The sequence below is a fragment of the Streptomyces sp. SLBN-118 genome (assembly GCF_006715635.1).
Taxonomy (GTDB): domain Bacteria; phylum Actinomycetota; class Actinomycetes; order Streptomycetales; family Streptomycetaceae; genus Streptomyces.
Genome location: NZ_VFNP01000002.1, coordinates 3,341,221 through 3,353,784, shown reverse-complemented (window position 1 = coordinate 3,353,784; position 12,564 = coordinate 3,341,221). Strand labels below are relative to the sequence as shown.

General features: G+C 70.1%; 8 protein-coding genes. 6 read left to right on the top strand and 2 right to left on the bottom strand.

Features of this window, described 5'->3' with window-relative positions:
- The first annotated feature begins 221 nt into the window (after positions 1 to 221).
- From FBY35_RS33735 to FBY35_RS33700, 6 genes are all read left to right on the top strand, one after another.
- On the top strand, positions 222 to 1,106 hold the full coding sequence (locus FBY35_RS33735; RefSeq protein ID WP_142217695.1) for a hypothetical protein: 885 nt from the start codon (positions 222 to 224) through the stop codon (positions 1,104 to 1,106).
- A gap of 89 nt (positions 1,107 to 1,195) precedes the next feature.
- Positions 1,196 to 1,744 carry a Uma2 family endonuclease gene (locus FBY35_RS33730; RefSeq protein WP_142218313.1) on the top strand — a complete coding sequence of 183 codons (549 nt, stop codon included), beginning with the start codon at positions 1,196 to 1,198 and terminating at the stop codon, positions 1,742 to 1,744.
- Positions 1,745 to 1,842: 98 nt separating this feature from the next.
- Positions 1,843 to 2,190, top strand: a complete 348-nt coding sequence (locus FBY35_RS33725) for a hypothetical protein (RefSeq protein ID WP_142217694.1) — start codon at positions 1,843 to 1,845, stop codon at positions 2,188 to 2,190.
- Positions 2,191 to 2,308: 118 nt separating this feature from the next.
- Entirely contained in the window at positions 2,309 to 4,903 is a 2,595-nt protein-coding gene (locus tag FBY35_RS33720; RefSeq protein ID WP_142217693.1) for a bifunctional FO biosynthesis protein CofGH, read from the top strand.
- Between the two features lie 12 nt (positions 4,904 to 4,915).
- A complete protein-coding gene (locus tag FBY35_RS37835; protein ID WP_313904723.1) occupies positions 4,916 to 8,527 on the top strand; it encodes a tetratricopeptide repeat protein in 3,612 nt (1,203 codons plus the stop codon).
- Positions 8,528 to 8,831: 304 nt separating this feature from the next.
- The gene (locus FBY35_RS33700; protein WP_142217692.1) at positions 8,832 to 9,947 is read left to right on the top strand and encodes an ADP-ribosylglycohydrolase family protein; all 1,116 of its coding nucleotides are present in this window, start codon (positions 8,832 to 8,834) and stop codon (positions 9,945 to 9,947) included.
- On the opposite strand, the gene FBY35_RS33695 is transcribed toward FBY35_RS33700, so the two are convergent.
- Positions 9,932 to 11,617 (bottom strand): sodium:solute symporter family protein, encoded by a 1,686-nt coding sequence (locus tag FBY35_RS33695; protein ID WP_142217691.1) that lies wholly within the window; start codon positions 11,615 to 11,617, stop codon positions 9,932 to 9,934. The two genes, FBY35_RS33700 and FBY35_RS33695, sit on opposite strands and share 16 nt — an antisense overlap.
- A gap of 154 nt (positions 11,618 to 11,771) precedes the next feature.
- A complete protein-coding gene (locus tag FBY35_RS33690; protein ID WP_142217690.1) occupies positions 11,772 to 12,554 on the bottom strand; it encodes an SDR family oxidoreductase in 783 nt (260 codons plus the stop codon).
- Positions 12,555 to 12,564: the final 10 nt, after the last annotated feature.

Here is a 12,564-nt window from a genome sequence, read left to right as displayed (position 1 = left end):
GTTGAGCCCACCCACCCTCCCCAATACCCGCAATGCCCACGAGAGTTGACTTTCGGTGTTCAACTTGCCACGCGCTGTCATATGCCTCTAGCGTTCACAGCAATAAACAACCCCGACCGGTGTTAGCAGCACCAATCGGGGTCTGACCTCCAAGATCGACAAGGACCGATCTCGTGGCTTACATCAACTCTAGCTGTGCCCTGCCTACGCCCGCACACCCCATGGCCAGCCCGGGGTACGGCAAGCGCCTCGCTTCCGATGAACCTCCCCACCGCAGCGGCGACTTCGTACACCTGCCCCAGCGTGAAGCGGCCGTCGCAGGCTTCATCGACCGCCTGCCCGAGGGCGCGGCGATGGACCACAAGACCCTCGCCAAACACATCGCCGGCTACGGCCAGGCGGCAATCCGCAGTGCGCTCAAGGCACTCACGGACGCAGGCCATCTGCGCCGGATCAAGGAAAAGGTGGTCCGCGACGACGACGCGGTCCGCTGGGTGACGCGTACGTACTGGTCGCGTACAGCCCGCAGTGCCGAGTGGTGGCAGGAGTTCTGCCGGAGCGTACGCGGTGTGATGCTCGACGCCCACGACGACACCCAGGGCCTCGGTACGAACGCCGAGTCGGCCACCGCGACCGCCGAGCCCGGGCCGGAGCGCACCACCGCCTACCGGACCCTCGCCGCCCTCGGCCGTACCGACCCCCGCATGACCCTCTCCGCCGCCGACTGTCAGCGGCTGGAACCCCTTGCCGCGACCTGGCTGGAGTACGGCGCGAGCGTGAAGCACCTGACCCACGCCCTCACTGACGGACTGCCCGATGCGGTCCACCACCCGGCGGGGATCGCGAAACGACGACTGGAGGACAAGATGCCGCCCAAGCCTGCCCGCGAGCGCGAGACCGTGCTGAGCAGTGTCATGGTCTGCATGTTCTGCGACACGACCGAGGAGGACGAGCCGCTGATCAACGGCATGTGTGAGGCCTGCCGCAGTGAGGACGAGGACGACATCCCGGCCACGTTCCGCCCGGGGCCCCGTCCGGCAGATGTAGCAGCCCATGCCGACGCTGCACGCATCGCGGCAGGACTGCCGCCGAGGAGTCGCGGATGAGCATGCAGGATGCGCCGGTCAGGACACCGAGGAGGGGAGGAGGCGGCGCCTTGACCCCGAGGATCACCCCCCGGCCGTCCCGGCCCCAGATGTCGGTCGAGGAGTTCGAGGAACTAGCCCGCCGTTCGCCAGAGATGGTGCGGCTGGAGTTCATCCAGGGAAAGGTCCAGGTCAAATCCGTGCCGGACGGTGTCCATGGAGCCATCATGATGTGGCTCCTCGAGCAGTGCATGCAGCATCTCCCTGATCATCGCCTCTACCCCGAGCAAGGCCTGAAGGCCGAGACGCACCGCAGAGGGCGGGCTCGTTCGGACGGGGCTCTCGCGCCCATCGACCACTTCGTCCCCCAGGGCGAGTGGGCCGAGCCCGGCGGCGTCCTGATGACCGTCGAGGTCACCTCGCGCGATGCGGACACCGACCAGCGCAACCGCGTCGAGAAGCCCGACGGCTACGCGGCCGCAGGCATTCCGGTCTATCTCCTCGTCGACCGTGACACCTGCTCGGTCACCGTCCATGCCGAACCGGAGGGCGGCTCGTACCGAAGCATCACCACACGTCCCTTCGGCGCCGTTGTCGATCTCCCCGACCCGGTCGGGATCACTCTGGAGACGCAGAAGCTCAAGGACTACGCCGACTGACGGGCGCCTGGTGCTGTGCTGCCTGTGATGCGAGTTGAGTACGCGGATGAGTAGCGGAACGGATCTTGGGCGGGTGTCGTCTGTGGCGAACTGAAGGCATGAGTGACGCTCCAGCCATCCCCGCCCGGACCAGCGACCGGCAATGGCGCCGTCCGGCCTACCTCGGGCTGCTGACGCTGCTCCCGACCGCGGTTGTCGCGTGGCTCCCTGTCCTGATGTCCGAGAGCTTCGGGCGCTGTCTGACCTACGGGGAGGAGTGCGCCCCCGGCTACAACACGCTGGCCGGCGTGGCGTGGTACGCGTTCTGGGGGAGCGCAGCGGCGGGAGTCGCGGCGCTGATCCTTTACCCGACGGGTGGTTGGGCGAGGCGGGCGCGGAAGTCGCTCGTCCTCACCCAGCTCGCGCTGCAGATCGTCACTGCGTCAGCGATCCTCGCGATGGCGTGAGCGCCCGCCCGGGCCGGGCTTGCGTGCCGATCCCCACGAGACCTGGGCGCAGGTACTCAGGCCAGGCCGTCTTCCATCCTGGGGCCGGCCTGTCAGCCCGCGCTCGTATGCTCGGTCCATGACGGATCACCAGCACGGACGGCCCGGACGCCCCACCGAGAACGCCATGCGCCGTGCCCTCAAGCGTGCCCGGGACGGCGTGGCGCTGGACGTTACCGAGGCCGCCGTGCTGCTCCAGGCTCGGGGAGACGATCTCGAAGACCTCACTGCGTCCGCCGCGCGCGTGCGGGATGCCGGGCTGGAGGCCGCAGGCCGCCCCGGCGTCATCACGTACTCGAAGAGCGTGTTCATTCCGCTCACCCGGCTGTGCCGGGACAAATGCCACTACTGCACCTTCGTGACCGTGCCGGGAAAGCTGCGCCGGGCCGGGCACGGGATGTTCATGTCGCCCGACGAGGTCCTGGACATCGCCCGGCGCGGGGCCGAACTCGGCTGCAAGGAAGCGCTGATCACCCTCGGGGACAAGCCCGAGGACCGCTGGCCCGAGGCGCGGGAGTGGCTGGACGCGCACGGGTACGACGACACCATCGCGTATGTACGGGCCATCGCGATCCGCATCCTGGAGGAGACCGGGTTGCTGCCGCATCTCAACCCCGGTGTGATGACCTGGACCGACTTCCAGCGGCTGAAGCCCGTGGCGCCGAGCATGGGCATGATGCTGGAGACCACGGCGACGCGGCTGTGGAGCGAGCCGGGCGGGCCGCACTACGGGTCGCCCGACAAGGAACCCGCCGTACGGCTGCGGGTGCTGGAAGACGCGGGACGGTCCTCGGTCCCCTTCACCAGTGGGCTGTTGATCGGGATCGGCGAGACGTACGAGGAGCGCGCCGATTCGCTGTTCGCGCTGCGGCGCATCGCCCGTGCGTATCACGGCATCCAGGAACTGATCATGCAGAACTTCCGCGCCAAGCCGGACACGGCGATGCGCGGCATGCCGGACGCCGAGATGGACGAGCTGGTCGCGACCGTCGCCGTGGCCCGGCACATCATGGGCCCCTCCGCCTGCCTCCAGGCGCCGCCCAACCTGGTGGCGGGCGAGTATGCGCGGCTCATCGGGGCGGGTATCGACGACTGGGGCGGGGTCTCGCCCCTGACGCCCGACCATGTGAACCCCGAGCGGCCCTGGCCGCAGATCGGCGAGCTCGCCGAGCGCTCGGCGGCGGCGGGCTTCCGGCTCGAAGAACGCCTCTGCGTCTACCCGGAGTTCGTGCAGCGAGGCGAGCCCTGGCTCGACCCGCGGCTGCTGCCGCACGTCCGCGCGCTCGCCGATCCGGGGACCGGGCTGGCGAACCCGGACGCCCCCGTCGTCGGACACGCGTGGCAGGAACCCGACGAGGGCTTCTCCTCCACCGGGCGCACCGATCTGCACCGGACGATCGACACCGAGGGCCGGACCTCCGACCGGCGTGACGACTTCGACGAGGTCTACGGGGACTGGGAGGCCCTGCGCGAGGCCGCCCGGCCCGGCATGGTGCCCTCCCGGATCGACACCGACGTACGAGGGGCTCTCAAGCAAGCCGCGGACGATCCGACGAAGCTCACCGACGACGAGGCCCTCGCCCTGCTCCACGCGGACGGGCCCGCGCTGGACGCGCTCACCCGTATCGCGGACGAGTTGCGCCGTGACGTCGTCGGCGACGACGTCACGTACGTCGTCACGCGCAACATCAACTTCACCAACGTCTGCTACACCGGCTGCCGCTTCTGCGCCTTCGCCCAGCGGCGTACGGACGCCGATGCGTACACCCTCTCGCTCGACCAGGTGGCGGACCGTGCCGCGCAGGCCTGGGACGTCGGTGCGGTCGAGGTCTGTATGCAGGGCGGCATCCATCCCGACCTGCCCGGCACCGCGTACTTCGACATCGCGCGCGCCGTGAAGGCGCGCGTCCCCGGCATGCATGTGCACGCCTTCTCGCCGATGGAGGTCGTCAACGGAGCGACCCGCACAGGGCTTTCGATCCGCGAGTGGCTCACCAAAGCCAAGGAAGCCGGGCTCGACTCCATCCCCGGCACGGCCGCCGAGATCCTCGACGACGAAGTCCGCTGGATCCTCACCAAGGGCAAACTGCCCACCGCCACCTGGATCGAGGTCGTCAAGACCGCGCACGAGCTCGGCATCCGGTCGAGCTCGACGATGATGTACGGGCATGTGGACCAGCCCCGGCACTGGCTCGGCCACTTCCGGACGCTGGCCCGGATCCAGCAGGAGACGGGCGGCTTCACCGAGTTCGTGACGCTGCCCTTCATCCACACCAACGCGCCCGTCTATCTCGCAGGGATCGCGCGACCGGGCCCGACCGTCCGCGACAACCGCGCGGTCACCGCCATGGCCCGGCTCCTGCTCCACCCCCACATCACCAACATCCAGACCAGCTGGGTGAAGCTGGGGGCGGACGGCGCGGCCCAGATGCTCCGCTCCGGGGCCAACGACCTCGGTGGCACGCTCATGGAGGAGACCATCTCCCGTATGGCTGGCTCCAGTTACGGCTCGTACCGCTCCATCAAGGATCTCGTCGCCATCGCCGAGGCGGCAGGGAGGCCGTCGAAGCCGCGTACGACGCTGTACGGCGAGGTGGCGGACGAGCGCACGCGCGCCGCGACGGCGTCCGACGGACATCTGCCCGAGCTTCTGCCGCTCCTCGATCAGGGCTGAAATACTTGCGCCATGGGGCAGCGGGCCGGGGCGAGACCGTCGATGCAGGAGCTGATCAAGCGCCGCAGGCGCGCCGGATTCGTCGGGAGACGGGGTGAACTCGCCCTGTTCCGGGAGAACTTCGATGTACCGGTCGAAGACGAGCGTCACCGTTTCATCTTCCACGTCCACGGCAACGCGGGCGTCGGCAAGACCTCGCTCGTGCGCGAGCTGGAGCACGCAGCGCGGCAGCGGCAGGCCCTGACCGCCACGCTCGACGACTCGGTGCACAGCGTGCCCGAAGCGATGGCCGCGATCGCGGCCCAGTTCGCCCGGCAGGACCGCCCGCTGAAGGCGCTGGAGCGGATGCTGGCCACGTACCGGCAGCGGCGGCACGAAGCGGAGGCGGCCGTCCCCGAGCCGGAGCAGCCCGCGGACGCGGCATCGCCCGCGCCGCCGTCGGCCGGGTCGATGGTGGCCGCACAGGCCGGCCTTGTGGGGCTGGGCCTGCTGCCGGGTGTCGGCGCCCTCGCAGGCGCGATGGACCCGGCGCACGTGGCGCAGGGTGCCGACCGGCTCAAGGCCGTGCTCGGGGCCCGTTTCCGTAACCAGGAGGACGTCCAGCTGGTGCTGGACCCGGTCAGGTTCCTCACGCCGGTCCTCATCGCCGAGCTGGACCGAGTGGGTGCCGACAGCCCCTGGATCGCGCTGTTCTTCGACACCTACGAACGCACGGGTTCGTTCCTCGATGTCTGGCTGCGCGAAATGATCACCACCGAGCGGTACGGGACCCTGCCCGCCCATGTCGTCGTGACCATGGCGGGGCAGGGCCGCCTCGACCCCGGTTGCTGGGCCGACTACGCCGACCTCGTGACCGAACTGCCCCTGGAGCCCTTCACGGAACCGGAGTCCCGCCAACTCCTGGCAGCCAAGGGTGTCCTGGACGAGAAGGTCGTCCAGGACGTGCTCCGGCTCTCCGGCGGACTGCCCGTCCTGGTGTCGACCCTCGCCCAGAACCCGGGCGAGGTGAGCGCCCCCAGCGCCACCGCCGTGGACCGTTTTCTCAAGTGGGAGGCGGACTCCGTCCGCCGGTCCGTGGCCCTGGCGTGCGCGCTGCCCCGCCGCCTCGACGAGGACGTTTTCGCGGCGGTCACCGACGTGGATGCAGAGCTGTACGACTGGCTGCGCACCTTGCCGTTCGTCTCCGATCGCGACGGCCACGCCCAGTATCACGACGTCGTGCGAGGCCCGATGCTGCGCCTCCAGCGCACCCGCTCGCCCCGCCGCTGGCACGCCGACCACGAGCGCCTGGCTCAGACCTTCGCCTCGTGGGCGGAGACGGCCGCCGAGGGTGTGCCGGAGGACGAGCTCTGGGAGCAGGAGAGCTGGCGGGGGCCACACATGGAGGAGGCGTACCACCGGCTGTGCGCACGGCCGGAGGAGGCGCTGCCCCGCATGCTGCGCGACGGCGTGGACGCCTGCGACTCGGGCAGGGCGACGACCCGGCGATGGGCCCGGGTCCTCGCCGCGGCGGGCGATGACACCGACTCCGAGGAACTGCGCACCTGGGGGAGGGACGCCCTCGCCGCGCTGGAGGGGGAACAGGGCGGGCCCGTACGGGTCGTGAGTCTCCTGCTGGCCCGCGCGGGGTTCCGCGAGCAGGACCAAGTGGCCGCGCTGGTCGTCCGGGGCATGCACCACCGGCTGGCGAACGACTACCCGAACGCGGTCGCCGACTACGAACGGGCGCTGGCCCTCGATCCGACCTGCGCGCGGGCCCACTTCGGCCAAGCTGTCGTGCGCCTCGAGAAGGACGACTTCGCAGGAGCGCTGGCCGGGCTCGACCGGGCGGACAGCCTGTCGCCCGACACGGCGTGGATCCTGGAGCATCGCGGGGAGATCCATCGCGTTCTGAACCATCTTGAGGAGGCGGTCGCGGACTGCGACCGTGCGCTTCGTCTCGTACCCGACCGCGCCAGGGCGCTGGCGACCCGGGGGCATGCCAAGTATCTGATGGACCGCAATCGCGAAGCCCTGGCCGATCTGGACCGGGCGGTGGAGTTGGACGCGCAGTACTGGTGGGCGCTGATCCGGCGCTCGGAAGTGCGTTTCGACCTCGGAGACGAGGCGGGGGCGCTCGCAGACCTGGACCGGGCCGAGGAGATCGAACCGGAGTTGGCGTGGGTGCCGGGGGAGCGCGGCTATCTCCACTTTCAATGTGGCCGCCATGAACAGGCTCTCGTGGAGTACGACCGGGCGCTGACCCTCGACCCCACCTATGCGTGGGCGCTGGGCAGCCGGGCGCTGGCCCTGGACTCCCTGGGGAGGGTCGACGAGGCTCTGGCCGCACTCGGCCGGGCCGTCGAGCTGAAGCCGGACTATGGCTGGGCCCTGGTGCGGCGAGCCGAGATACATCGCCGCCTGGGCGACCGGGATGCCCAGTTCGCCGATCTGAACCAGGCCGTGGCGGTGAACGACGACCCGGCATGGGCGCTGGCCGTGCGCGGTGACGCGTACCGGTGCGAGAGGCGGTTCGAGCAAGCCCTGACGGATCTGGACCGAGCCGTCGAGCTGAAGCCGGACTACGGCTGGGCCATCGGCACCCGGGGCCAGACGTACCGGGCGATGAAGCGGCATCCTCAGGCTCTTACGGATCTTGAGCGGGCCGCGCTCCTGCTGAAGGACACCCCCTGGGTGCTCAACGACCGCGAGGCCCTGTACCGCGAACTGAGGAGCGCCGACGGGGGATGGCTGCTGGTCGACGACGCCGACCTCGGCGACGCAGGCGACGCCGCATCCTGGATCCGGCACGCGTCGGTGCGGACGGCCGAGACCCGGCTGGAGGAGGCGCTGGCGGCCTTTGACCGTGCCCTGGAGCTGGCCCCGGAGCACACATGGGCCAGGGCGCGCAGGGCGTGGATCCGGGGCCGGCTGGGCGATCAGCAGGGTCATTTCGAAGAACTGGACCGTCTCGTCGCCGCGAACCCGTACTCGGGCTGGGCCTTTGGACGCCGGGCTCTCGCGCTGCAGTCGGCCGGTCTCACCCGACGATCGATGGCCGATCTCGACCGGAGTCTGGCCCTCGGCTACTCCCCCTCGTGGGTCGAGGGCCGGCGTGCGGTCGGACTGCTCAACCTGGACCGGCCCGAGGAAGCGATGGCGGTGCTCGACGCGCTGCCTCCAGGGGCCCGCGACGACGAACTGCGCCTCATCGCCGAGACATCGCGACGGCTCGGGCGCTTTGAGGAGGCTCGGGAAGCCGCGCTGCGGCTGCGCACCTTCGACGCCGAAGACGGACTGTTCCACCTGACGATGGCGGAGAGCCGGATGCGGGGTACGGAGGCGGTGGCGGACCTCTGGCGGGAATGCGCCCTGGCGCACACCGTGGCCGACCCGGAGGCTCCGACGGCGGAGGAGCTGGTCGACCTGGTGGTGATGGCCTGCGCGCTGGGAGAGTGGAGCGAAGCCGAGCACAGGCTGGAGCGTCTGCTCGCGCAGCGCCCCGAGTGGGGCGATGTGACCGATCTTGTGGATCTTCTGGCCGAGCTGGACGACTGCCCCGGTGCGGCCCGGCAGCGATATGCGCCGCTCCTCGCCCGGTTGGCGGTGGCCCGGAGCGGCCTTGCGGGTGCCGACGGTCAGTGACCGTCACGGTGCGCTTCGGGTCGCGCGGACGGTGACCTCGTGGGTGCGGGGGCGGGTGCCGGGGCGGTCCACGGCACGGATGCAGGCGCGTTCGGGCCGACCTGCGGCGCAGGTGCCTGGCCGATCGGTACGGGTCTGACGTGCGACTCTGCCGACGGCGTCGGCGCACCTCGCACTGCTAATCCGGCTCCACGGACGAGCGGTTACATACCGCTCAGCGGTCCTTCCGGTCCTGAAGCGATCAACCCCGGTCGATTACAGTGCTGCGCCAGGCATGTGTTCGACGTCCAGGGAGGGGCACGCGGTGAGCGCAGCAGCTACTGCCGTGTGGGGCCGCGCCGAGCAGCAGGACTTCCGCGCCCGGGTGCGCGGCGCCCTGCTCGGTGGCGCCATCGGCGACGCGCTCGGCGCCGGGGTCTCCGCGCTGACCCTGGAGGAGATACGCGCGGCCCACGGTCCCGAGGGCGTCGCCGACCTCGTGCCCGCCCACGGCCGCCGCGGGGCCGTCACCGCCGCCACCCAGTTGACCCTGTTCACCGTGGACGGGCTGATACGCGCCCAGGTCCGCCGTGACACCGGCGCCTGGCATCCGCCCACCGATGTGCACCGCGCCTATCTGAGATGGGCCGCCACCCAGAGCGACTGGGGCCCCGACGAACGCCGCAAGGACAACGGCTGGCTCGCCCGCGAGGAGTGGCTCTACACCCGCCGCGACCCGGTCAGGGCCTGCCTCATCGGGCTCGGCGACGAGACGATGGGCACCGTCGAAGCGCCGAAGAACCCGACCGCGCGCGACGCGGGCGCGCTGGTGCGTTCCGCGCCGTTCGGGCTGCTCGTGGGCTGGGAGCCGCAGTTGGTGTGCCAGCTGGCGGTGGAGTGCGCGGCGCAGACGCACGGCCACCCCACCGCCTATCTCTCGGCGGGCGCGTTCGCCGTCATCGTGCACGGTCTGGCCCGGGGCGAGACCCTCGACGGCTCGGTGCAGCGCGCGCTCGCCCTGCTGTCGGCGCGGCCGGGGCACCAGCCCGTCACGGACGCCCTCCAGCTGGCGCTCGGCGCCGTACGCCAGGGCATTCCGGGCCCCGCCCGGATCGCCTCGATCGGCGAGGGCGACAACGCCGAGGAAGCCCTCGCCATCGCGGTCTACTGCGCTCTCGTCGGCGAGGACATCCGGCACGGCCTGCGGCTCGCCGTCAACCACGACGGCCCCTCCGATACCACCGGCTCCGTCACCGGGGCGCTGCTGGGTGCTCTGCACGGTGAGACGGCTCTGCCGCCCGCCTGGCTCTCCGAGCTGGAGGGCCGCCCCACCGTCATCGAACTGGCCGACGACTTCGCTATGGAGATGACGCAGGGCCCGGCCCTGCACGGCCCCACGGTCGCCTCGCCCGGCTGGCTCGCCCGCTACCCCCGGGTCTGAGGCGCGCCCGCGCCCTCGCCCCCCAGCACCTTCGTTTCGGCAGCCTCGGCAGCCTCGGCAGCCTCGACGGGCTCGGCAGCCTCGACGGGCTCGGCAGCCTCGACGGGCTCGGCAGCCTCGACGGGCTCGGCCGGCGACGGCACCGCCCCGCCGGCGGACGCCGTGCCCGGCCCGTCGTCGTCCGAGTTGATCCGGGCGATGACCGCGTCGCGCTCGGGGGTGTCCTCCGGCTTGACCAGGCCGATCACGACGTAGAGTACGAGCGAGACCGCCAGCGGCAGCGAGACCTGGTACTGCAGGGCCACATCGGTCCTTGCGGTGCCGTCGATCTCGTAGTTGAGGAAGAAGAAGGCGATCAGGCCCGCCGCCCAACTGGTGAGCGCCGCGGTCGGTCCGGACTTACGGAAGGGACGCAGCAGGCCGAGCATGAACGGGATCGCGATCGGGCCCATCAGTCCCGCCACCCACTTGATCACGATGGTGATGATGTCTTTGAACGTGGGCGAGTTGACCTGGGTCGCGATCGCCATCGACAGCGCCAGGAACGAGATCGTCGACAGACGGGCGGCGACCAGCCCGGCCCGCTCGGTCCAGTTCCGCGCCTTCTTGGAGATGACCGGCGCGATGTCCCGGGTGAAGACCGCGGAGATCGCGTTGGCGTCGGAGGAGCACATGGCCATGGTGTGCGAGAAGAAGCCCACGATGACCAGGCCCAGCAGACCGTGCGGCAGCAACTGCTCGGTCATCAGCGCGTAGGAGTCGGACGCGTCCGGCTTCTTCGCCTGGACGAGCAGCGGTGCGCACCACATCGGGAAGAAGAGGATCAGCGGCCAGAGGGCCCACAGGACTGCCGAGAGCCGCGCCGAGCGGGTGGCCTCGCGGGCGTTGGCGGTCGCCATGTAGCGCTGCGCCTGGTTCCACATGCCGCCGTTGTACTCGAAGGTCTTGATGAAGAGGAACGCCAGCAGGAACGTCACCGTGTACGGTCCGGCGGTCGCGTCCGCGTGCCCCTGGAGCTCCGGCTCGTCCCAGATCGTCCACAGGGTGCTGAAGCCGTCCAGCTTGCCCATGACCGCGACGAGCATCGCGAGTCCGGCGAAGAGCTGGATGATGAACTGCCCCAGCTCGGTCAGGGCGTCGGCCCACAGACCGCCGACGGTGCAGTAGACACCGGTGATGACGCCGGTGATCAGGATGCCCTGGTTGAGCGAGATACCGGTGAAGACGGAGAGCAGGGTGGCGATGGCGGCCCACTTGGCGCCCACGTCCACGATCTTCAGCAGCAGTCCCGACCAGGCCAGCGCCTGCTGGGTCTTGAGGTTGTAACGGTTCTTCAGATATTCCAGCGGCGAGGCGACATGCAGCTTGGAGCGCAGGCGGTTCAGCCGAGGCGCGAAGAGCTTGGCGCCGATGAAGACGCCGATGGCGATCGGGAGGGACCACGTCACGAAGGACGTCACACCGTACTTGTAGGCGATGCCCGCGTAACCGGTGAACATCACCGCGCTGTAGCCGGACATGTGGTGCGAGATGCCCGACAGCCACCAGGGCATCTTGCCGCCTGCGGTGAAGAAGTCGCTGACGTTGTCGACGCGCTTGTGCGACCAGAGGCCGATCGCGACCATCACACCGAAGTATCCGATGAGCACGGTCCAGTCGAGACTGTTCATGTGCCCCTCCTGGGGTCCGCCTTGTGAACGCCGTTCATGGTGTGTCCATGCGCGCGGCCACGACAACGACCCGAGGAGTCAAGGGCAAGTAAAATTGTTCGAGTCAATGACCTTCGTTCACATCTATGACTCGAAGGGGAATCAAAAGGGGCCGCTACCGCATCAGTTCACCCGCGTTGACGAGCAGCGACTGACCCGTGATCGCCCGGGCCCGGTCGGAGGCGAGAAAGACCGCGGCCCCCGCGACATCTCCGTCCGTTGCCAGCTCCGGCAGTGCCATCCGCTCGGTGAGCCGCCCGAGCACCTCGTCCTCCGGTACCCCCTCGGTGTGCGCGGTGAACTGGACGTACGCCTGTACGGGCGGTCCCCACATCCAGCCCGGCAGCACCGTGTTGACCCGGATCCGGTCGGGGCCGAACTCGCGCGCCAACGAGTACATCGCCGAGGTCAGCGCGCCCTTTGACGCCGCGTACGCCGCCTGCCACACCTGCGAGGGAGCCGCCACCGCCGACTGCGTCCCGATGATGACGACCGAGCCGCCGCGCTCTCTCAGTCCGGGCAGGCAGGCCCGGGTCATCCGCAGCGTGCCCAGCAGATTCACGTCGATGACGCCTTGCCAGGTCTCGAAGTCGGCGTCCGCGAGCCCGCCGAAACAGCTGTCCCAGGCGGCGACATGGACGACCGCGTCGATCCTCCCGAAACGCTCCAGCGCGAGCGCGGCCAGCGCCTCGCACTGCGCCTCGTCGGTGATGTCCGTGGCGCGGTAGGCGGTGCGTGATCCCTCGGGGTCCATCTCTCGCGCCGACTTGGCGAGGTTCGCCTCGGTTCGGGCGCCGAGGATCGCGTTGCCCCCGTCCCGTACGACCGTCGCGGCGATCTGATGGCCGAGCCCGGCCCCCACGCCGGAGACGATCACGGTCTTCCCCTGGAGCAGCATCTTGGCGCCT